This is a genomic window from Kitasatospora sp. NPDC053057, assembly GCF_044546945.1.
In the GTDB taxonomy this organism is placed as follows: Bacteria; Actinomycetota; Actinomycetes; order Streptomycetales; family Streptomycetaceae; genus Kitasatospora.
Genome location: NZ_JBITZP010000019.1, coordinates 102,323 through 121,024 on the forward strand (window position 1 = coordinate 102,323; position 18,702 = coordinate 121,024).

General features: G+C 72.8%; 17 protein-coding genes and 1 tRNA gene. 4 read left to right on the forward strand and 14 right to left on the reverse strand.

Annotation, left to right across the window (positions count from 1 at the left end):
• Positions 1–16: 16 nt before the first annotated feature.
• From ACIG5E_RS21185 to ACIG5E_RS21205, 5 genes are all read right to left on the reverse strand, one after another.
• The gene (locus ACIG5E_RS21185) at positions 17–619 is read right to left on the reverse strand and encodes a response regulator transcription factor (RefSeq protein ID WP_396535466.1); all 603 of its coding nucleotides are present in this window, start codon (positions 617–619) and stop codon (positions 17–19) included.
• Positions 616–1,731: a sensor histidine kinase gene (locus tag ACIG5E_RS21190; RefSeq protein WP_396535468.1), complete on the reverse strand. Its 1,116-nt coding sequence runs from the start codon at positions 1,729–1,731 to the stop codon at positions 616–618. Before ACIG5E_RS21190 ends, ACIG5E_RS21185 begins: the two co-directional genes overlap by 4 nt.
• Positions 1,732–1,781: 50 nt before the next feature.
• Positions 1,782–2,519, reverse strand: a complete 738-nt coding sequence (locus ACIG5E_RS21195; protein WP_396535470.1) for an ABC transporter permease — start codon at positions 2,517–2,519, stop codon at positions 1,782–1,784.
• Between the two features lie 5 nt (positions 2,520–2,524).
• On the reverse strand, positions 2,525–3,454 hold the full coding sequence (locus tag ACIG5E_RS21200) for an ABC transporter ATP-binding protein (protein ID WP_396535472.1): 930 nt from the start codon (positions 3,452–3,454) through the stop codon (positions 2,525–2,527).
• Between the two features lie 317 nt (positions 3,455–3,771).
• A tRNA-Val gene (locus tag ACIG5E_RS21205) sits at positions 3,772–3,843 on the reverse strand.
• 111 nt (positions 3,844–3,954) lie between these two features.
• Between ACIG5E_RS21205 and ACIG5E_RS21210 the strand changes: the two genes are divergently transcribed.
• Both ACIG5E_RS21210 and ACIG5E_RS21215 read left to right on the forward strand, forming a co-directional pair.
• Positions 3,955–5,370: a hypothetical protein gene (locus tag ACIG5E_RS21210; RefSeq protein ID WP_396535474.1), complete on the forward strand. Its 1,416-nt coding sequence runs from the start codon at positions 3,955–3,957 to the stop codon at positions 5,368–5,370.
• 97 nt (positions 5,371–5,467) lie between these two features.
• Positions 5,468–5,683 carry a zinc ribbon domain-containing protein gene (locus tag ACIG5E_RS21215; RefSeq protein WP_396535476.1) on the forward strand — a complete coding sequence of 72 codons (216 nt, stop codon included), beginning with the start codon at positions 5,468–5,470 and terminating at the stop codon, positions 5,681–5,683.
• Here the strand turns inward: ACIG5E_RS21215 and ACIG5E_RS21220 are convergent.
• The 3 genes from ACIG5E_RS21220 to ACIG5E_RS21230 form a co-directional block, all read right to left on the reverse strand.
• Positions 5,680–6,489 carry an HAD family hydrolase gene (locus ACIG5E_RS21220; protein ID WP_396535478.1) on the reverse strand — a complete coding sequence of 270 codons (810 nt, stop codon included), beginning with the start codon at positions 6,487–6,489 and terminating at the stop codon, positions 5,680–5,682. The two genes, ACIG5E_RS21215 and ACIG5E_RS21220, sit on opposite strands and share 4 nt — an antisense overlap.
• Entirely contained in the window at positions 6,489–8,963 is a 2,475-nt protein-coding gene (locus ACIG5E_RS21225; protein ID WP_396535572.1) for a phosphoribosyltransferase, read from the reverse strand. The genes ACIG5E_RS21220 and ACIG5E_RS21225 overlap by 1 nt, the downstream gene beginning before the upstream one ends.
• A 217-nt stretch (positions 8,964–9,180) precedes the next feature.
• Positions 9,181–10,374, reverse strand: coding sequence for an HpcH/HpaI aldolase/citrate lyase family protein (locus ACIG5E_RS21230; protein ID WP_396535480.1), 1,194 nt, complete (start codon positions 10,372–10,374; stop codon positions 9,181–9,183).
• Positions 10,375–10,691: 317 nt separating this feature from the next.
• On the opposite strand from ACIG5E_RS21230, the gene ACIG5E_RS21235 reads away from it, so the two are divergent.
• Positions 10,692–11,987 carry a TerD family protein gene (locus ACIG5E_RS21235; protein ID WP_396535482.1) on the forward strand — a complete coding sequence of 432 codons (1,296 nt, stop codon included), beginning with the start codon at positions 10,692–10,694 and terminating at the stop codon, positions 11,985–11,987.
• Positions 11,988–12,063: 76 nt separating this feature from the next.
• Here the strand turns inward: ACIG5E_RS21235 and ACIG5E_RS21240 are convergent, their stop codons facing one another.
• Positions 12,064–12,819, reverse strand: coding sequence for a Tellurium resistance (locus ACIG5E_RS21240; protein WP_396535484.1), 756 nt, complete (start codon positions 12,817–12,819; stop codon positions 12,064–12,066).
• A 435-nt stretch (positions 12,820–13,254) separates the two neighbouring features.
• Here ACIG5E_RS21240 and ACIG5E_RS21245 point away from each other — a divergent pair, with 435 nt between their 5' ends.
• Complete coding sequence (locus ACIG5E_RS21245) at positions 13,255–14,430, forward strand: DUF2637 domain-containing protein (protein ID WP_396535486.1); 1,176 nt, start codon at positions 13,255–13,257, stop codon at positions 14,428–14,430.
• 83 nt (positions 14,431–14,513) lie between these two features.
• Here the strand turns inward: ACIG5E_RS21245 and ACIG5E_RS21250 are convergent, their stop codons facing one another.
• The 5 genes from ACIG5E_RS21250 to ACIG5E_RS21270 all read right to left on the reverse strand — a co-directional run bounded on the left by ACIG5E_RS21250 (position 14,514) and on the right by ACIG5E_RS21270 (position 18,701).
• Positions 14,514–15,608 (reverse strand): DUF475 domain-containing protein, encoded by a 1,095-nt coding sequence (locus ACIG5E_RS21250; RefSeq protein WP_396535488.1) that lies wholly within the window; start codon positions 15,606–15,608, stop codon positions 14,514–14,516.
• Positions 15,609–15,755: 147 nt separating this feature from the next.
• On the reverse strand, positions 15,756–16,334 hold the full coding sequence (locus ACIG5E_RS21255; protein ID WP_396236129.1) for a TerD family protein: 579 nt from the start codon (positions 16,332–16,334) through the stop codon (positions 15,756–15,758).
• Between the two features lie 406 nt (positions 16,335–16,740).
• On the reverse strand, positions 16,741–17,316 hold the full coding sequence (locus ACIG5E_RS21260; protein ID WP_396535490.1) for a TerD family protein: 576 nt from the start codon (positions 17,314–17,316) through the stop codon (positions 16,741–16,743).
• A gap of 188 nt (positions 17,317–17,504) precedes the next feature.
• Positions 17,505–17,963, reverse strand: a complete 459-nt coding sequence (locus ACIG5E_RS21265; protein WP_396535492.1) for a peroxiredoxin — start codon at positions 17,961–17,963, stop codon at positions 17,505–17,507.
• Between the two features lie 297 nt (positions 17,964–18,260).
• Positions 18,261–18,701: a DUF3052 domain-containing protein gene (locus ACIG5E_RS21270; protein WP_030287538.1), complete on the reverse strand. Its 441-nt coding sequence runs from the start codon at positions 18,699–18,701 to the stop codon at positions 18,261–18,263.
• Position 18,702: the final 1 nt, after the last annotated feature.

Sequence of the window (18,702 nt, forward strand, 5' to 3'; positions counted from 1 at the left end):
GAAAGACGGGAGCCGTTCAGAGCCAGCCGCGGGCGCGCGCGATCTTGGCCGCATCGGTCCGGTTGCGCGCGCCCAGCTTGGCCATGGCACCGGACAGGTAGTTGCGGACGGTCCCCTCGGCCAGGCACAGGCGCGCCGCGATCGCGGCGTTGCCTTCCCCCTCCGCGACCGCGCGCAGCAGCTCGCGTTCCCGCTCCGTCAGCGGATCGGCCGCGTCCCACGCGGCCACCGCCAGTTCCGGCGCGACCACCCGCTCGCCCGCGTGCACCCGGCGCAGCGCCGCCGCCAGCTCACCGATCGGCGCGTCCTTGAGCACGTAACCGGCCACCCCGGCGTCGACCGCGCGCCGCAGGTAGCCGCTGCGCGCGAACGTGGTCACGATCAGCACCCGGGTGGGGTCACCCAGGCGGTTCAGCTCCACGGCCAGGTCGAGACCGGTACGGCCGGGCATCTCGATGTCGGTCACCAGCACGTCCGGGCGGTGCTCGCGCACCGCGGCCAGCGCGTCGTCGCCGTTGGTCGCGGTCGCCACCACCGCGATGTCCGCCTGGAGGTCCAGCAGGGACGCGAACGCGCCCAGCACCATGCCCTGGTCCTCGGCCAGCACCACCCGGATCATCCGGTCACCTCCACCGGCACCGTGATGATCAGCGTCGTGCCGGCCGAACCGAAGCGCTGCACCGAGCCGCCGAGTCCCGTGATCCGCTCCCGGAGCCCGGTCAGCCCGGTACCCTCCGGGGCGTTGCCGCCGATCCCGTCGTCCGCGATCACCAGGCGCACCCCATCCTCGTCCGTGTCCAGTCCGATGCGGCAGGTGGAAGCCCGCGCGTGCCGGGCCACGTTCGTCACCGCCTCCCGCAGCGCCAGCCCCAGCTCGTGCTCGGTCGCCGCGACCAGGACGGGCTCGTCGCCACAACTCACCTGCAACGTCACCCCGGTCCCGGCCAATGTACGCCGCGCCACCTCCAACTCCGCGCGGATGCTGGTCCGTCGCCAGCCGGTGACCGTGCTGCGCACGGCGGCCAGCGCCTCCCGCGCGTTGCGCTCGATCTCCTCGGACTCGGCGCGCGCCCGCTGCGGGTCGGCGAGCACCAACTCCTTGGTCAGCTGCGCCCGCATCACCACCGCGGTCAGCGAGTGCCCGAGCAGGTCGTGCAGGTCACGCGCGATCCGTTCGCGTTCCGCCAGCGTCGCGAGCAGTTCGACCTGCGAGGTGCGCAGCCGCTGGTTCTCCCGTTCCTGCCGCCGGTCACGCTGCTTGAGTTCGAGCAGCCCGATCACCCAGATCATGACGAGCGCCGACGCGAATCCCAGCAGCCGGTAGGACACCGGTACCTGCGACAGCAGCGCCGTGACGCAGTCCAGCACGGTCAGGCCGGCGAACCACCGCCGCGCGACGGGCCACGGCAGCGCGTTGCCCGCGGCGGCCGCGGCGTAGATGAACAGCACGCTCGCGGCGGCGTTGAACGGCGTGGCCAGCGCGCCGAGCACGGCCATCGGGACCAGCGACGCCCAGACGCTCCACGCCGACCGTCCGCGCAGCAGGGCCAGGGCGTACAGCAGCACCGTGGCCGTGCACACCACGATCGCCAGCGGCCACTCCCACCACGCCGGATTCGGTGAGAAGTACGGCTGCGCCGGCATGAACAGCAGGTAGCCGAGGTAGACCCACTCCCAGGTCCGCAGCCGCTCGGCCACGGACCGGGAAGCAGTGCCGTCGAAGCCACTCATGTCCACCTCGTATCCACCTCGGGTCCGCCTCCGATCCTGGTCGTTATGCGTCAGAGCCGCGCGTGACGGTAGGACGTCGCCGCCGTACCGGCCGCCACCGCCGTGGTGACCAGCAGGGCGAGCACATGGATCAGGGCGGTGCCGTCGCCGAGCTGAGCGAGCCCGAGCTGTGCGAGGTGGTAGGTGGGCAGGAACTCCGCGATGTCCCGCACGGCCGAGGGCAGGAACCGGATCGGGATCCACAGCCCGGACAGCACCGCCAGCGGGAACAGCACCGCGTTGAGCAGCGCGATCGCGGCACCCGGGCGGAACCGGAAACCGACCGCCACACTGAACAGCGTGAACGGGACGCTGCCCAGCAGCAGCACCAGCACCACCCGCACCAGCGCCCAGGGCGAGGCGTGGAGCGTGCCGAAGACCGCGGCCGCCACCCCCATCAGCACCAGCACGCCCACCCCGTAGAGGAGCGCGGCGGTGGCCTTGGCGGCGAGGCTGATCCAGATCGGCACCGCGGACACTCGCTTCATGCGCAGCCAGCCGAGGTCCCGGTCCTGTGCGACCCCTACCCCCGGCTGCAACGAGGCCACCGTGATCACGCCGTAGGTGCCGAACGTGGCCACCATCGCCGTACCGGCCGAGAGGCCCTGGACGGCGTCCTGCCCGTACAGCAGGTTGAACAGCACGAAGAACCCGACCGGCATGAGGACGCCGAAGAACAACGAGGTGGGCTCCCGCACGATCGACCGGAGTTCGTCCCGCAGCTCGGCCCAGAAGACCCGTCCTGTCATCACGTTCACGCTGCCCTGCCTTCCCGAGTGCTTTCCGGGAGTTCACGGTCGCCGGTCAGCGCGACCACGGCCTCCGCCAAACCGGCGTCCTGAACCCGCAGCTCCGACAACTGCGGATCGCGGGCCAGCAGCACGCGCAACAGGTCCTCCGGCGAGCGGGTCTGGATCGTTACCAGCTCGCGCTCCCGCCTGACCCGGAGCACGCCCGGCAGCCGCTCCAGTCCGTCCTGGTCCAGACCGGTCCGGACGGTCACCGTGCGGTCCGGCAGGCGGGACACGAGTTCCTCCGGCGGCGCGTCCGCCAGTACCCGGCCGCGGTCGAGCACCACCACCCGGTTCGCGACCGCGGCTGACTCCTCGATCAGGTGCGTGGTCACCAGCACCGCGGTGCCCTGCGCCCTGCGCTGCGCCAGGACCTGCCAGAAGTGCCGCCGCGCCCGGGTGTCCAGGCCGACCGTCGGTTCGTCCAGCACCAGCAGCGCCGGCTCGGTGACCAGCGCCATCGCCAACTGCACGCGTTGCCGCTGACCGCCGGAGAGCTTCGACACCCGCCTGCGCGCGAGCTCGGTCAGCCCGAGCTCCGCCAGGATCGGACCGGCTGCCGCCGCCCGCAGCCCACCGCGGACGGCGGCACCGCTCACCAACTCGTTCACGGTCAGCGTGTTCGGGAATCCCAGGGTCTGCTGCGCCACACCCAGCCGTCGGCGGGTCGTCGCGCGGCGCGGGTCACCGCCCAGGATCCGCACCGTCCCGTGCTGCGGCGCGAGCAGTCCGACCGCGAGCGCCACCAGTGTCGACTTCCCGGCCCCGTTGGGGCCGAGCAGCGCGACGCACTCTCCCGGGTCGACCCGCAGGTCCACGCCGTCCAGTGCGACCGTCTCTCCGTACCGGTACCGCAGCCCTTCGGCCGTCAGCACCGCCTGTGTCGTTGCCATGGTCACCAGACTCCCGTCCGGTGACCGTGCTCGGCAGTGCCGCCCTGTCACCATCCCGAGATGACGAAAGTAATCCCTGCTCACCGGGGATCCCCCGGGAGGAGGGATCGGGGGTGCTCGCACTATAGCGGGGGCACTTGAACCTCTGGCCGGGAAGCCGAGAAGACACAGAAGTAGGCGGCCAACTCGCCGCCGAAGTGGCTGCCTTGGAGGCAGCTGCCGCCACCGTTGCGGCGTGATGTGTTCTCAATGTGTTCTGGGCCGTGGTGCCAGCTCCTTCGAGCTGACACCACGGCCCCTGACCTGCATGTTCGCTGTGGGCGCGGACGGTTTCGAACCGCCGACATCTGCTTTGTAAGAGCAGCGCTCTACCACTGAGCTACGCGCCCCCGGTCGTGGCCTGGTGGGCGCACGACGAGAGCCTAGGGTACCTGGTCCCGAGGGGTGGTGTGGTGGGGGGCGGGCCCCGGGGTGCCGCCGGGTGGGGCGGATCGGGGAGAATGGGCGCGGATCAGCGGGTCGGAGCAGGGAGCAGGGAGCGCGCAGTGGCGGTGGCCGGCGGGAGCGGGCGGCGGGGGCGGCGTCGGGCGGGGAGTGCGCTGGGCGATGCGCTGGTGCTGCCGGTGGTGCTGGCGGGTGCGTTGGGGGCTGTGGGGCTGGCGTCGGCGGGCAGTGGCGGCTGGTGGGGTCGGCGCGGGGCCGGGGAGGGTGTGCGGGCGGAGGCCAAGGAGGCCCGGGCCGCGGCGCAGGAGGCGTTCTACGAGCTGGACGAGACGCAGCGCGAGGTGCAGCTCGCGGTGGAGACCGTCCGGGCCGCGGAGGAGGGTGCGGGGGCGCAGCGTGCGCTGGCCGAGCTGCCGGCGATCTCCGGTCGGGTCGAGCAGGTCACGGTGAACTACCTGGCCGCCCTCGACGCCCATGACCTGGACAACGAGGCCCTGGACGCCGGTTCCGCCGCCATGGCGCGGCGTCTGCTGGAGGACGTGAAGGGCCAGCTGCACTCCGCCCGCGCCGAGCTGACCGACTTCCTGCGCCGTCTCCAGCCGACCCTCCAGCACGCCGAGCAGCAGCTGATGCGGGTCACTCCGGCCGTCGAGCAGGCCAAGCGCGCGCTGCTGCAGGCCACCACCACGCTGGACGGAGTGCGCGGCGCCGGCCTGCGGGCCGACGACCTGGCGGCCCGGTTGGCCGAGCTGGCGCCCGAGTTGGGGCGGCTGAACGAGGGCGCGGCACGGCACGGGGTGGCGGCCACGCTGCAGCGGGCCGAGGACGTGAAGCGGCGCGCCGAGGCGATCTCCGCCGACGCCGCCCAGCTGCCCGAGCGGGCCCGCGAACTCGACCGGCGGGTGTCGAGTCTGCGGACCAGGATCCAGGCGTTGGAGACCAAGGCGGGGACGGTCGACCCGGCGCTGAGCGAGCTGCGCCGCCGGTTCAGCACCGTCTGCTGGCAGGACCTCCAGCGGGTGCCCGAGCAGGTCGCCGAGGCCGGCCGGGCCGCGGAGCGCAAGCTCACCGAGGCCGCCCGGGCCCGGGACGAGCAACGCTGGGCGGACGCCACGGCCGCGATCGGTACGGTCCGCGCGCTGCTGGACACCGCGGACGGTTCGGTGCAGGCGGTGAACGAGCGGCTGCGGCAGCTGAACGAGGTGCAGCACGACCCGAACCGGGAGGTGGAGCGGGCCCGCTTCGCCGTACGGGACGCACAGCGCCTGGCGATGGCGGGCCGCAGCGCGCCGGACCCGCGGCACGCCGCCCCGCTGGACGAGGCGGTGGCCCGGCTGGACCGGGCGGTGGCGAACCTCCAGGCGGCCGGCCGGCACCCCGACTACTGGTACTTCCTGACCGAGCTGGCGGCGGTGCGGGAGACGGCGGCGCAGGTGATCGGCCTGATCCGCGGCGATCTCGGCCACCGGTGACCACCGATCCCCTCGGCCACCGATGACCACCCGATGACCACCCGATGACCACCGACACCGTCGACAACCGGTGACCGCGCATCGGTACCCTGCCGGTATGCCACGCTACGACTTCCGCTGCCGCTCCTGCGGCGCCACCTTCGAGCTCAGCCGCCCCATGGCGCAGGCCAACGACCCCGCCGTCTGCCCGCAGGGCCACCCGGACACCGTGAAGCTGCTGTCCACCGTCGCCGTCACCGGAGCGGCGGCCGGCGGCGCGCCGCAGCAGGCCCCGAGCGGGGGCGGCTGCTGCGGCGGTGGGTGCTGCGGCTAGCCGACCGCAGCCGAGAGGAACCGACGGGCGATCTCCTCCCCCGCCGCCACCCCCACCTCCGCGAGGGCGGTGACGCCGGGGGCCGTCCACCCGCTGTCGGCCAGTTCGCCGTGCCCGGGGCGCCACCCGGCGTCGGCGGCGAGCAGCAGGTCGGCGTCAAGCAGCGAGTCCCCGGCTGCCAGCACGGTGTCCGCGCCGCTGCGGCGGAGGACCTCGGCCAGCGCCGCGCTCTTGCACAGCGGCTGGGGCACGGCGTACACCTTGCGGCCCTGCAGCGAGACCCGCCAGCCGCGTTCGGCGCACCAGCCGGTCAGCTCGGCCAGCCAGCCGGCTGGCAGCCGGTCGCGCTCGACGACCAGGTAGGCGAACAGCTCGTCGGCGACCCGCCGTTTGCGGGTCCACTCCGGGTCGGCGCAGAGCGCGAGCTGCCGGACCACCTCCGCCGCCGGCGCCGAGCCGGCCGCGATCCGGGCGGTGATCTCGCGGCGCCAGTCCGGGTCGGGCGCGCCGTCCACCAGCAGCTGTCCGCCGTTCGCGCAGATCGCGTAAGTCGGTTGCGGGCCGGGCAGGTTGACCCGCCGGTACTGCTCGACGGTCCTGGTGGTGGCGGGCACGAAGCCGGCCTTCCGCCCCAGCTCGGCCAGCAGCGCGGCCGCCCGCTCGGTCAGATAGGACAGCGGCCGCCCGTCCAGCACCTCGACGCAGAGCAGCCGCGGCGCCTCCCGGTCGGGACCGTCCAGCGCCAGGGCCCGCTCGGAGTAGATGAGCGTACGGTCGAGATCACTGGCCACCAGCACGTCACCCATCAGGACTCCCTCCCCCGCACGGCCCGCCCGCTCGCCCCCGTCGCGCCCCGACTGTAGCGGGGGTGGATGAGGCCCACGCAGCTGTACGGCAGCCCGTCCACCTCCTCGACCGGAACTCCGCGCTGCGCGGCGAGCAGTCGTACGTGGTCGAGGTCGGCACCGGCGCCACGCCGGGCCAGTACCCGCCAGGGGACGCGGCGCAGCAGCACCCGGGTGGTCTCGCCGACCCCGGGCTTCACCAGGTTGACGTCGTCGATCCCGTACTCGGCGCTGATCCGCTCGACGGCGGCCCAGCCGGCCCAGTCGGGAGTGCGGTCCGGGTCGGCGGCCAGCCGCTCGGCGCCCTCGACCGCCTCCGCGCGAACATCGCGGAAGCACGCGGCCACCGCGGACAGGAAGGCCTCCGACACGTCGCCACCGGCGAGTTCGGCGTAGTGCTTGGCCCCGTGGAAGTCCTCCGGCCCGATCAGCCCGGCGCGCAGCACGGTGCGCGAAACCAGCCCGGACACCGTGGAGTTGAGGCAGGCGGAGGGGATCAGGAAGTCGTCCCGGGTGCCGTAGGTGCGCACGCAGCGGCCCGGGTCGGCGAGCACCGCGAGGTCCGGATCGAAGCCGGTGCCGGCCAGCGCCGCGGCGAGTTCGCGGGTGATCGCGCCCTTGCCGGTCCAGCCGTCCACGAACACCACGTCCGCCGCCCGGTGGTGGGCCGCCAGGTAGCGCAGGGCGACCCGGTCGATGCCCCGGCCGCGGACGATCGACACCGCGTAGTGCGATACGTCCAGGCCGTGGGCGAAGGCCAGCCAGCGGCGGACCAGGATGCCGACCGGCGTCCCGGCCCGGGCCAGCGAGGCCAGCACCAGTCCGGGCCCGCGCTCGCGCAGCAGCGTCTCGGCGACGGTGCCGACGGCGAGCGCGATCCGGCCGGCGGAGCCGCGCAGCGCCTGGTGGAACAGCTCCTGGTACTCGGGGCTGGGCCGGTACTCGACCGGCAGCGACTCGGCGTAGTGCGCGCCGCCGCTCTGGACGGCCTCCTCGCGCTCCTCGGTGGGGGCCTCCAGTCGGACGTCGGAGAGGTCCTTGAGCAGCCAGGCCACCTCCTCCGGGCGGTACGAGGAGAACGCCGGGCCGTACAGCGGGGCGGGCAGCGCCGGCCGGTGCGAGGGCAGCACCGCGAGAACCACCCGGTCGGTGACCTGCCGCAGCTGGCGCAGCAGCGCGTACTCCCCCTGGTGCAGGGCCGGGGTGTCGGCTACGTCGTCCACCACCAGCACCACGGCGTCGAAGCGGCGGACCCCGTCGGCGCCGGGGGCGACGTTGTAGACGTAGCGTTCGCGCGAGGCGCCGTCCTGCGGGTCGTCGTGGGCGGGGAAGACCAGCCGGGTGCGGATCGCGTAGCCGGGATCGTCCACGGCGAGGACGGGGGAACGGGTGGTGGTGGAGTAGCGGACGCGGTCGCCGCCGAGCCGCTGGGCGAGCGCCTCGGCCAGCCGCAGCGGCGCATACATCAGCTCCTCGAAGCCGAGCACCAGCACCCGATCCGCCCCGCCGGGCAAAGCCTCCGTACCGGCCAATGCCGAGGCCAACTGCCCGGCCAGCGCGGGCAGTACGGCGTCCAGCCGCTCGCGGTCGCGGGCGGTGAAACCGTGCCGGCCGCCGTCCGGCAGCCCGGCGGGCCAGTCCAGCTCGACCCGGACCAGCGGGGCGGGCTCGACCGCCGGGGGCGCGGCGGCCGGGGGCACCGCGGCGATCAGCCGCTCGGCCCGCATCACGATGTCCTCGGGCAGGTCGACGCCGCCGCTCGCGGTGGCCACCACGTCCAGCCGGACGCCGAGTTCGGCGGCGGCCGCGGCGAGCCGGCGCCGGTCGTCGGCCGAGCGCAGGTCGACCAGGGCGACCACCACATAGTGGTCACGCGGGTGGCGGCCGTGCAGTTCGCGGATGGTGTTGAGGACCGTCCGGCCGGTCGAGAGCTCGTCGTCCACCAGCACCAACGGTCCGCCGCCACCGAGGAGTTCGCGATCGGCGGGGAGCAGCAGGTGCCCGGTGGCGTGCGAGTGCTCCTCCTCGAACCCGCCGAGCGGGGGGATCCCGGGGACGGGACGGCGGGTGGAGTGCAGGTAGGGCGCGTCGAGGCCGTCGGCGACGCTGTGACCGAGGCCGGTGGCCGTCTCCGCGTAGCCGAGCACGACGGTCCGCGCGGCCGCCTTGTCGCCGAGCAACTCGTGGACCCGGCGGCCGAGTTCGAGCCCGGCGCCGTGCACCACGGCGGGCCGCTGCGGGACGTGCTTGCCGAGCACGCTGGAGACCAGCAGGTGGGCGCGCTTGGGGTTGCCGGCGCGCAGGGCCAGGCCGACGAGGTCGGGCAGGCGCTCCGATCCGGTCAGCGTTATCCCGGCCCGCTCGGCGACCCAGCGCCCGGTCCACTCGCCGCGCCGCGCTCCGCTCCGCGTTCCACTCCGCTCTCCACCCCGCACGCCCTGCTGCCCGCCCCGCCGCCCGCCGGTCCGATTCTGTTCCGCTGCCGTCACTACTGGTCCCGCCTTCGATGGTGCTCGTTCGATACTGCTCGTTCGCCGGTGCTCGTTCGCCGGTGCACGTTCGCCGGCGCCCGTCTGCCGGCGCTCGTCCGCCAGCACTCGTCCGCCAGCGCCCGTCCGATGCGCTGGTCGGATCACGCGCGTCAGTCAGGGGTCAGCCGCACAGGCAGGCCGACAGCAGCTCCGCGAAGCTCACGTCCTCGCGGGCCACCCCGAAGACCTCCGCCCGCAGCAGCACCCGCTCCGCCCAGGCGCGGTGCGGCCGGGCCTCGTTCATCTTGTTCGTGTACGCCGAGCGCAGTACCCCGCCGCCGCCCTGCTCCTGCCGGAGGATGTCGCGGGCGTCGCAGTACTCCTCGTGCGTGACCACGGAGAGCGCGTGCACCGCGGGGACGTGGCTGGGGTGGATGCAGGTCTTGCCCAACAGGCCGTTGGCGCGGTCGAGTTCGACCTCGCGGATGAGCCCGTCCAGGTCGTGCTCGATGATCCGGCGGCGGACCTCCTCGCCGGAGGCCCGGGCCGTGCCGGCGCTCGCCGCGAACGGTGTGCGGCGCAGCTGCGGCTTGAACATCCGCTCCTGCACCGGGAAGTACTCCCAGACCGGCCCGGTCACGGTGTACCCGGTGCCGTCCGCCCGGCCGAGCACATTGACCACGTCCCCGATCACCCCCGCGACCAGCGCCACGTCGTACGCGGTGAGGTCGGGCGAGCGCCGCAGTCCGTAGGCGGAGCACAGGTCGGTGACGCCGAGCCGGACGGCGAGCACCCGTTCGCGGTGGGCGGCGAGCAGCTCGGCGACGCCGAAGAGCTGCTCGCGCCGGGTCTCCAGGTGGGCGAGTTCGGGCGATTCCAGGACGGGCATGGCGAACAGCCGCCGACCGGTCGCGGCCTCGGCGGCGGCGAGGGCGGACAGATAGGCGCCGCCGCCCTCGGCCGTGAACTTGGGCAGCACGAAGCCGCTCAGCAGTCCGACGGCCAGGCCGAGCCGTTCGACCAGGTCGGGGATCTGCGCGGCGGCGCGAACCCTGATGAAGAGAAGTGGATGACCCTGTGTACAGTCGGTGAAATCATTGACCAGGTCTGCGATCTGCTCGACCAGGTTCCGTTCGCCCGCGTCCACCTCGTGGTCGGCGATCGCGTCCTCCAGGCAGAGGACCATCGAAACCACGCCCTGAGCAGCCTGTTTGCGGATGTCGGCGGCCAACGCGGGCCTGGTGGCGGGGCTGTAGAGGGTGCCGCCCAGGGCGGTGGCGAGCACAACAGGCTCGCTCTGCGCGGTGAAGGTCCGCGGCTGCTCCAGGAACAGCCGGGCGCGGACGTCATCGGCGAGGTGGCCGAAATGGCGCAAGGTGGTCTCCTCGGGGTGGACGGCCTCCGGCCCGCGGTTTCACCTGGACGCACCGCCGGCGGACTCCCCTCCGCCGACCCTCCGGGGGCCTGTTCGAACGCCCATCGTACGGACGGAATCCGGCCTTTCCGGGCGCCGGGGCACTGAACTCCCGGAACATCGGGCAGGTGCGGGGCCCACCCGGACGGTCGCCCCCCGATCGTGGCGAGGCCGACGGCAAACCTCGATCAAGCGCAAGTCTTGGCAAAGTCCACCCCCGCGCAGGCGCTCCCGGTCACGTTGTCCGAAGCGGTGGCGAACAGGCAGGATGGTCCGCTATGACGCACGTGATGGCCAAGGGCGCCAACATCGCACTGCCGGCGGCGGCGGTCCGCGCCGTGCTGCGCTGGAGCGCCACGCCCGGTGCGCCGGACGTGGACGCGTCCGCGCTGCTGCTCGGCGCCAACGGCAGGGTCCGTTCGGACGCCGACTTCGTCTTCTACAACCAGCCGCGGCACCCCTCCGGGCTGGTGCGCCACCTGCCCAAGCAGCACACCTCCGGCGGCGCCGAGATCATCGACACGGTCGAGGTCGAACTCGCCAAGCTGCCCGTCGAGGTGGACCGGGTGGTGCTGGCCGGCTCCTCCGAGGGCGGCCCGTTCCGCGCCGTCCCCGGGCTGCGGCTGCTGCTGTTCGACGCCGCGGCCGGTGAAGGCGCGGTCCCGCTCGCCGAGTTCGCGATCGCCGACGCCGAGAACGTCACCGCCCTCGTCGCGGCCGAGCTCTACCGGCGCAACGGCGCCTGGAAGCTCCGGGCGATCGGCCAGGGCTACACCTCCGGACTGATCGGCCTGGCCACCGACTTCGGCATCACCGTCGACGACGAGGCGGAGGAGGCCGCGGCGGCCCCGACCCCGGCGCCCGCGGCCACCGCCACCCCCAGCGGTGCGGTCGACCCGCGCGCCACCCCGCTGCCCGACCCGCGCTCCGGGGCCCGGCCCGAGCCCGGCACCTTCACCCTGAGCCCGGCCGTCCCGCACCCCCAGACCCCGGCCCAGCCCACGACCGCTCCGGCCCCGGCCGCCGTCGGCGCCACCGCGAACGGCCCGGCGACTCCAGGCCCGGCGACTCCAGGCCCGACGACTCCAGGCCCGGCGACTCCAGGCCCGGCGACCCCGCCGCCAGCCGCACCGCCGACCCCGCCCCCGCCCACGGCCCCGCCGGCCATGACGCCCCCACCGATGGCCCCACCCACCATGCCCCCGAACGTCCCGCCTGCCCCGCCCGCACCGCCGACCCACCACCCGGGCGGCTACGGCTACCCCCAGCAGCAGCCCGGCCCGGCGTACGGCTACCCGCAGCAGCAGCCCGCGACCGGCTACGGCTACCCCCAGCCCACCCAGCCGTACCCGCCGCAGCCCCAGCCGCAGCCGGGCACCGGCTACGGCTACCCCCAGCCGCCCCAGGCCGTCCCCCCGCAGCAGCACCCCGGCAGCTACGGCTACCCGCACCAGCAGCAGCCCGGCACCGGCCAGCAGCCGCCCGTCCCGCCGCAGCCCCCAGCACCGGCAGCGGCACCGGCCGGCGAGGAGTTCGCGCTGCCCCCGCAGGGCCCGCAGTTCCAGCCCCACTGAGCCGGCACGCACCGGAGCACCCACCCGACCCACCCCCGGCGGGGCCGCCGAAGAAGCATCACGGCCCCGCCGGAGCTCAGTCCCCGCGCGTCGGCTGCTGCCCCTTGTACCCGCGCTGCCACTGCATCCCGAAGCCGTACAGCCGGTCGATGTCCGCCTGGAACCCGTTGACGTACCGCACCTCACGGCGCACCGTCAGCTGGTTGTCCCCGCCGTTCTCGATCAGCACCACCGCGCAGGAGCGCGCCGCCCGGGCCCGTTCGTCCAGCTTGATCTCGATCCGCGGCCCGCTCTGCGGGACGATCGTTATCACCGCGTGGGTCTGCTCGAAGGCCGGGGTGCCGTCGTAGATGTAGACGAAGATCAGCAGCCGCTTGAACTTGTCCTTCTTCTCCAGGTTGACGTACATCGTCTCGCCGGAGGGCGCCCCGTACTGGTCGTCGCCGCTGAGCTTGATGTACGGCGGTTCGCGCAGGTCGCCGAAGAGTTCGCCGAGCGGCTGGACCACGCCCCGGGTGCCGTCGGAGAGTTCGTACATGCAGGCCAGGTCGAGGTCGACGTTCACCTGCTCGTTGCCGCCCGGTGAGTCCGGCTCCATCGGGCTCAGGATCCGCGGGCTGAAGAAGCGCTTGAGGGTCTCCCGGGTGCTCGGCCGGGTCGCGCCCGAGCGCATGGTCCAGTGCAGGTTGACGTAGAGGTAGCCGGTGGTGGCGGCCGAGCCGGTGAGCGCGTGCTGCGGCGCCGACTTGGTGAGCGTGACCTTGTGCTGGGCGCCGGGATCGTCGAACGTGTAGCTCTTGTCCCCGCGCAGGTACTCCCAGATCGAGACCATCCAGTCCTCTCCCCCTGCCGCCGTCAGACGATCTGACGTTCCGACGCTCGACATTCCCACGCTCGACGTTCCAACGCTCGACGTTCCAACGCTCGCCGGTCCGCCGGTCCCGGTCCGCCGGTCCATGATCGGGCATCGGCCCGGGCGACGGATACCCGGACTTCCCCTTTCCCTACCCCGTAAGGCGGTTCACGCCCACCCGTGACGCGAACCGGTGGGTCGATTGGCCCGGGGAAGCCGCCCTCCCGTAACATGCCGCCCCTTCGGACGCGATATCGTCTAGCCGCACAGGTGTCCCGTCCGCCCCTGCGCGGGCGCGGTGGACACACCGTGCGGTGACGAACGAACCGTCAGGCAGTGCCCACGCGGCTGGTCCTGACCGCCTGTGTCGCACCGTGAACCCGTCCCCTGCGGAAACCCGAGGCCCGACCCGCAATGAACCTGACCTCCATACAGCTGGTCTGGACCGTCATCGGCGGCGCAGCCCTGCTGTTCGTCGCCATCCTGATGGCGACGCTGCGATTCAAGAGCTCGAAGAAGGACGAGTCCGCCGACTCCTGGGAGCGCAGCGAGGACCGCCGCCGCCGCAAGGAGATGATCTACGGCATCTCCTCGTACACCCTGCTGTTCTGCTGCGCCGGCGTCGCGGCCGCGCTGTCGTTCCACGGCCTGGTGGGCTTCGGCATCGAGAACCTCGGCCTGTCCAACGGCTGGGAGTACCTCGTCCCGTTCGGCCTGGACGGCGCCGCGATGTTCTGCTCGGTGCTCGCCGTCCGCGAGGCCAGCCACGGCGACGCCGCGCTCGGTTCCCGCCTGCTGGTCTGGGTGTTCGCGATCGCCTCGGCCTGGTTCAACTGGGTGCACGCCCCGCGCGGCCTGGGCCACGCCGGCGCCCCGCAGTTCTTCTCCGGCATGTCGATCTCGGCGGCGATCCTGTTCGACCGGGCGCTGAAGCAGACCCGCAAGGCCGCGCTGCGCGAGCAGGGCCTGGTGCCGCGTCCGCTGCCGCAGATCCGCATCGTCCGCTGGCTGCGCGCCCCGCGCGAGACCTACGCGGCCTGGTCGCTGATGCTGCTGGAGAACGTCCGCAGCCTGGACGAGGCGGTGGAGGAGGTGCGCGAGGAGCGCCAGGCGAAGATGGACGCCAAGGTGCGCGCCCGTTCCGCCGACCGCCGCGAGCGGGCCGAGCTGAAGGCCATCTCCCGCCAGGGCGGCATGCTCGCCCGGGCCCGCGGCGGGCGTCAGGTGCCCGCGCTCACGGCGGCCGGAGACGGCCCGAGCGCTACGGAGCCTGCCCTAGCCGCCGGGAGCGACCACGCCACCCCGACCGTGCAGGACCCGTTCGCCCCGTCGACCCCGCGCAGTTCGTCCGCCTCGACGAGCCTGCTGGAGCCGACCGCCCTCGACGCCGGCCGCCCCCGCGCCGCCGTCGGCTCGTCCTACTCCTTCTCCTCCTCGCTGAGCAGCTCGACCAGCAGCTCGACGAGCAGCTCGGTCTCGTCCTCCCGCAGCTCGACGATCGACCTGACGGTCGACGACGACACCCTGTCGATGCCGAAGCTGGACTCGCTGGAGCGCAAGCTGCGCGCGATCGAGCAGCAGCTGGGCTGACCCTGCACCGCAGGAGCAACGCGAAACGGCCGCCCCCGGAATCCCGGAGGCGGCCGTCGCGCTTCGCCGAAAACCGTCGCGGACTACTGTTCGCTGCCGACGAGTTCCTTCTCGTCCGCCGCGCCCTCGCGCCGGTTGCGCAGCATCGAGGAGGCCAGCGCCAGCCCGATGAAGGCGACGCCGATCAGGCCGGTGACGATCTCCGGGATGTGGTACTTGATCCCGACCAGCAGGATCACCGCGAGCGCGCCGATCGCGTAGTGCGCGCCGTGCTCCAGGTAGACGTAGTCGTCCAGGGTGCCCTTGCGGACCAGGAAGACGGTCAGCGAGCGGATGTACATCGCGCCGATGCCGAGGCCCAGGGTGATCTGGAAGATGTCGTTGGAGATCGCGAAGGCGCCGACCACGCCGTCGAAGGAGAACGAGGCGTCCAGCACCTCCAGGTAGAGGAACAGGAAGAACGCGGCCTTGCCGGCGACCTGGACGATCGACTTGCCGGACTTCTCGGCCTCCTCCTCGCGCTCGGCCTCCTCCTCCAGGCCCGATTCGAAGATCGAGGAGAGGCCGCCGACCACGAGGTAGGTGATCAGGCCGAGCACACCGGCCAGCAGAACGGTTTCGGCGTGCTCCGCCGCGAAGAAGCGCGAGGCCAGCACCAGCGCGACCAGGGCGACGACGCTGGAGAGGGCGTCCAGCTTGCCGACCTTCTCCAGCGGGCGCTCCAGCCAGCCCAGCCAGTTGTGCTCCTTCTCGTCGAACACGAAGTCCAGGAAGATCATGAGCAGGAAGACGCCGCCGAAGGCCGCGATGGCCGGGTTGGCCGCCGCCAGGTACTGGCCGTAGGTCAGGCCGTCGTGGGTCTTGTCGGAGTGCAGTGCGAGGTCGACGACCGTCGCCGGATTGAGCTTCGCGGTGAGCCCCACGACCAGCAGCGGGAAGACCAGCCGCATCCCGAAGACGGCGATCAGCACACCGACCGTCAGGAAGATCTTCTGCCAGTACGGGTTCATCCGCTTCAACACCGTGGCGTTGACCACCGCGTTGTCGAAGGACAGGGAGATCTCCAGGATGGAGAGGATCAGCACGATGCCGAAGCCTTGGGCTCCCCAGAGCAGTCCGGCCGCGATCAGGCCTAGTGCGGTGATCGCGAACGACCAGCCGAATGTGCGGAGGAACACGGGAGTTGGCTACCTTTCGGGTTCTGGCCGTGTCGGGGGCGGCCTGGTCCCGAGACGCCCGACCGGGCCGGGCCCGGTCAGGTCACCCCCGCACTGCCCTCTGTTCTCATGATCGTTGATCGGGTGCGATAAGTCCGATTTACGCCCTTACTGTACGTTGACGCCGAAGTCGAGCGCGATCCCGCGCAGGCCGGAGGCGTAGCCCTGGCCCACCGCGCGGAACTTCCACTCACCCGCGTACCGGTACAGCTCGCCGAAGATCATCGCGGTCTCGCTGGACGCGTCCTCGGACAGGTCGTAGCGCGCGATCTCCTGGCCGTCGACGGAGTTGACGACCCGGATGTAGGCGTTGCGCACCTGTCCGAAGTTCTGCAGCCGGGCCTCGGCCTCGTAGATCGAGACCGCGAAGACCACCTTGTCCGCCTGGGCCGGGACCAGCTCCAGGTTGACCAGGACCAGCTCGTCGTCACCCGTGTCGTCGCCGCCCACGAGGTTGTCGCCCTGGTGCTCCACCGAGCCCTCGGGGCTCTTGAGGTTGTTGTAGAAGACGAAGTACTCGTCGCCGAGCACCCGTCCGCCACCACAGATCAGGGCGCTCGCATCGAGGTCGAACGGTGCGCCCGTGGTCGAACGGGCGGACCAGCCGAGGCCGATCTGGACCTGCGTCAGGTTCGGCGCGGCCTTGGTGAGCGAGACGTTCCCGCCCTTGGCGAGCGTTACCACCATGGTGTTCTTCCTCCCTTGCTTCTCCCGGGGCGCCTTACAGGTGTAGTCCCCCGCGGCCCCGGCCGGCCCGCTTCGGCCGGCTGAACTTCCTGAACTCACATCCTCGCAGCGCAGCGGACCCCGACGAAGCCGGGGCGGGGGGGGGGGGCCCCGGGGGGGGGGGCGCCCCCCGCCGCCCCCCCCCCCCCCCACCCCCCCCCCCGCCGGCCCCCCCCGCGGCCCCCCCCCCGCGGGGGGGGGCGCCCCCCCCGCCCCGCCGGCGGGGCCCGGGGGGGCCCCCCCCCCCCCCCAACACCCCCCCCCCCCCCCCCGGCCCCCCCCCCCCCCCGGGGGCGCCCCCCCCCCCCCCGGGGCCCGCCCCCCGCCCCGGGGAATCCGGCGCAAAACCCTTGCGCCGCAGGAGGACTCAGACGTTGACGCCGAAGTCCTGGGCGATGCCGCGCAGGCCGGAGGCGTAACCCTGGCCGATGGCGCGGAACTTCCACTCGCCGCCGTTGCGGTACAGCTCGCCGAAGACCATCGCGGTCTCGGTGGAGGCGTCCTCGGAGAGGTCGTAGCGCGCCAGCTCCGCGTTGTTCTCCTGGTTCACCACCCGGATGAACGCGTTGCGCACCTGTCCGAAGTTCTGGCCCCGGTTCTCGGCGTCGTAGATCGACACCGGGAAGACGATCTTCTGCACGTCCGCCGGGACGCCGACCAGGTTGACCTTGATCGCCTCGTCGTCGCCCTCGCCCTCACCCGTCCGGTTGTCACCGGTGTGCTCGACGGAGCCGTCCGGGCTCTTCAGGTTGTTGAAGAACACGAAGTTGCCGTCCGAGCCGACCTTGCCCTGCTCGTTGCAGAGCAGCGCGCTGGCGTCCAGGTCGAAGTCCGTCCCGGTGGTGGTCCGGACGTCCCAGCCCAGGCCGACCACGACGGCCTGGAGCCCGGGGGCCTCCTTGGTGAGCGAGACGTTGCCGCCCTTGCTGAGGCTGACTCCCACTTGTCCTCCAAGAATCGGGAGGCACCGGCCGGTGCCCCCGGTGGTGCGGTTCGAGGCGCCGACCGCCGAAAACGGGCGTACGCCCCACTCCGCCAACGGCCCGAGCGTAGTACCGGGTTCCCGCACGCACGGCCGAACGGGGGAGGCGGACGCGTCGCGCGGGGCCCGGGCGGCCGATCGCACGGGCCTCAGAGGCCGGCCAGGACCTTCAGGTACTCCTGCTCGTCCCGGGCGTCCGGGAGGCCGTTCACGACGCTCCAGCGCACCGTGCCGGCCTTGTCGATCACGAAGGTGCCGCGCAGCGGGCAGCCCTTCTCCTCGTCCAGGACGCCGTACGCCCGGGCGACCTCGCCGTGCGGCCAGAAGTCGGCCAGCAGCGGGAACTCCAGGCCCTCCCGGTCGGCGAACACCCGCTGAGCGAACTGCGAGTCGCAGGAGACGCCGAGCACCTGGACGTCGTCGTTCTGCAGCCCGGCCAGCTCGCGCTGGATCGCGCCCAGCTCGCCGGTGCACACACCGGTGAAGGCGAACGGGTAGAAGACCAGGACGACGTGCCGCAGGCCGCGGAAGTCGGCCAGCCGGACCGTCTCCCCGTGCTGAGTGCTGAGCTCGAAGTCCGGAGCCGGGGTGCCGACCTCGATGGCCATGAGCGGGACCTTTCTGACGCGACCGGGCCGCGCGGCGGGCACGGCAGGCGACATCCTCGCATCCGTTCACCCGCGTTCGGCCGAACGGATGACCCCGCTCCGCCGGGCGGCCCAGCCGTTCCGCCCTGAGCGAACGCGCGAGCGGGCCCGGAAAAGCGCGCACTCCACCCTCGAAAGAGCCCACAACCCCCGAGAGAGCCCGAAACCCCCTGACGAGCCCGAACCTTCCCGGGAAATGCGCCGGGCCCCGCCGGAGGAGATCTCCGGCGGGGCCCGGTACGGGGCTCAGGGCTCCGTTCAGCGCTGCTTGGGCTGCTTCGCCGTGGACTTGGTCGCCAGGCGGGTGGCCGCCCAGTCCTTGGCGATCGCGATCGAGCTGGTCTGCGAGAGACCGGCGGTCTTCGCCGCGTCGGCGATGTCGGAGGCCTCGATGTGGCCGTCCCGACCGGTCTTGGGCGTCAGCAGCCAGATCAGACCGCCCTCCGCCAGGTACTCCAGGGCGTCGACGAGGGCGTCGGTGAGGTCCCCGTCGTCGTCGCGGTGCCACAGCAGGACGGCGTCCGCGACGTCGTCGTAGTCCTCGTCGACGAGATCCGTCCCGGTGATCTCCTCGATGCCCTCACGGAGATCCTGGTCAGTGTCGTCGTCGTACCCCAGCTCCTGGACGATCTGGCCCTCTTCGAAGCCGAGACGGGTCGCCGGGTTGGACTTGTCCGCGGGGTCCGCGGTCGCGCTCACG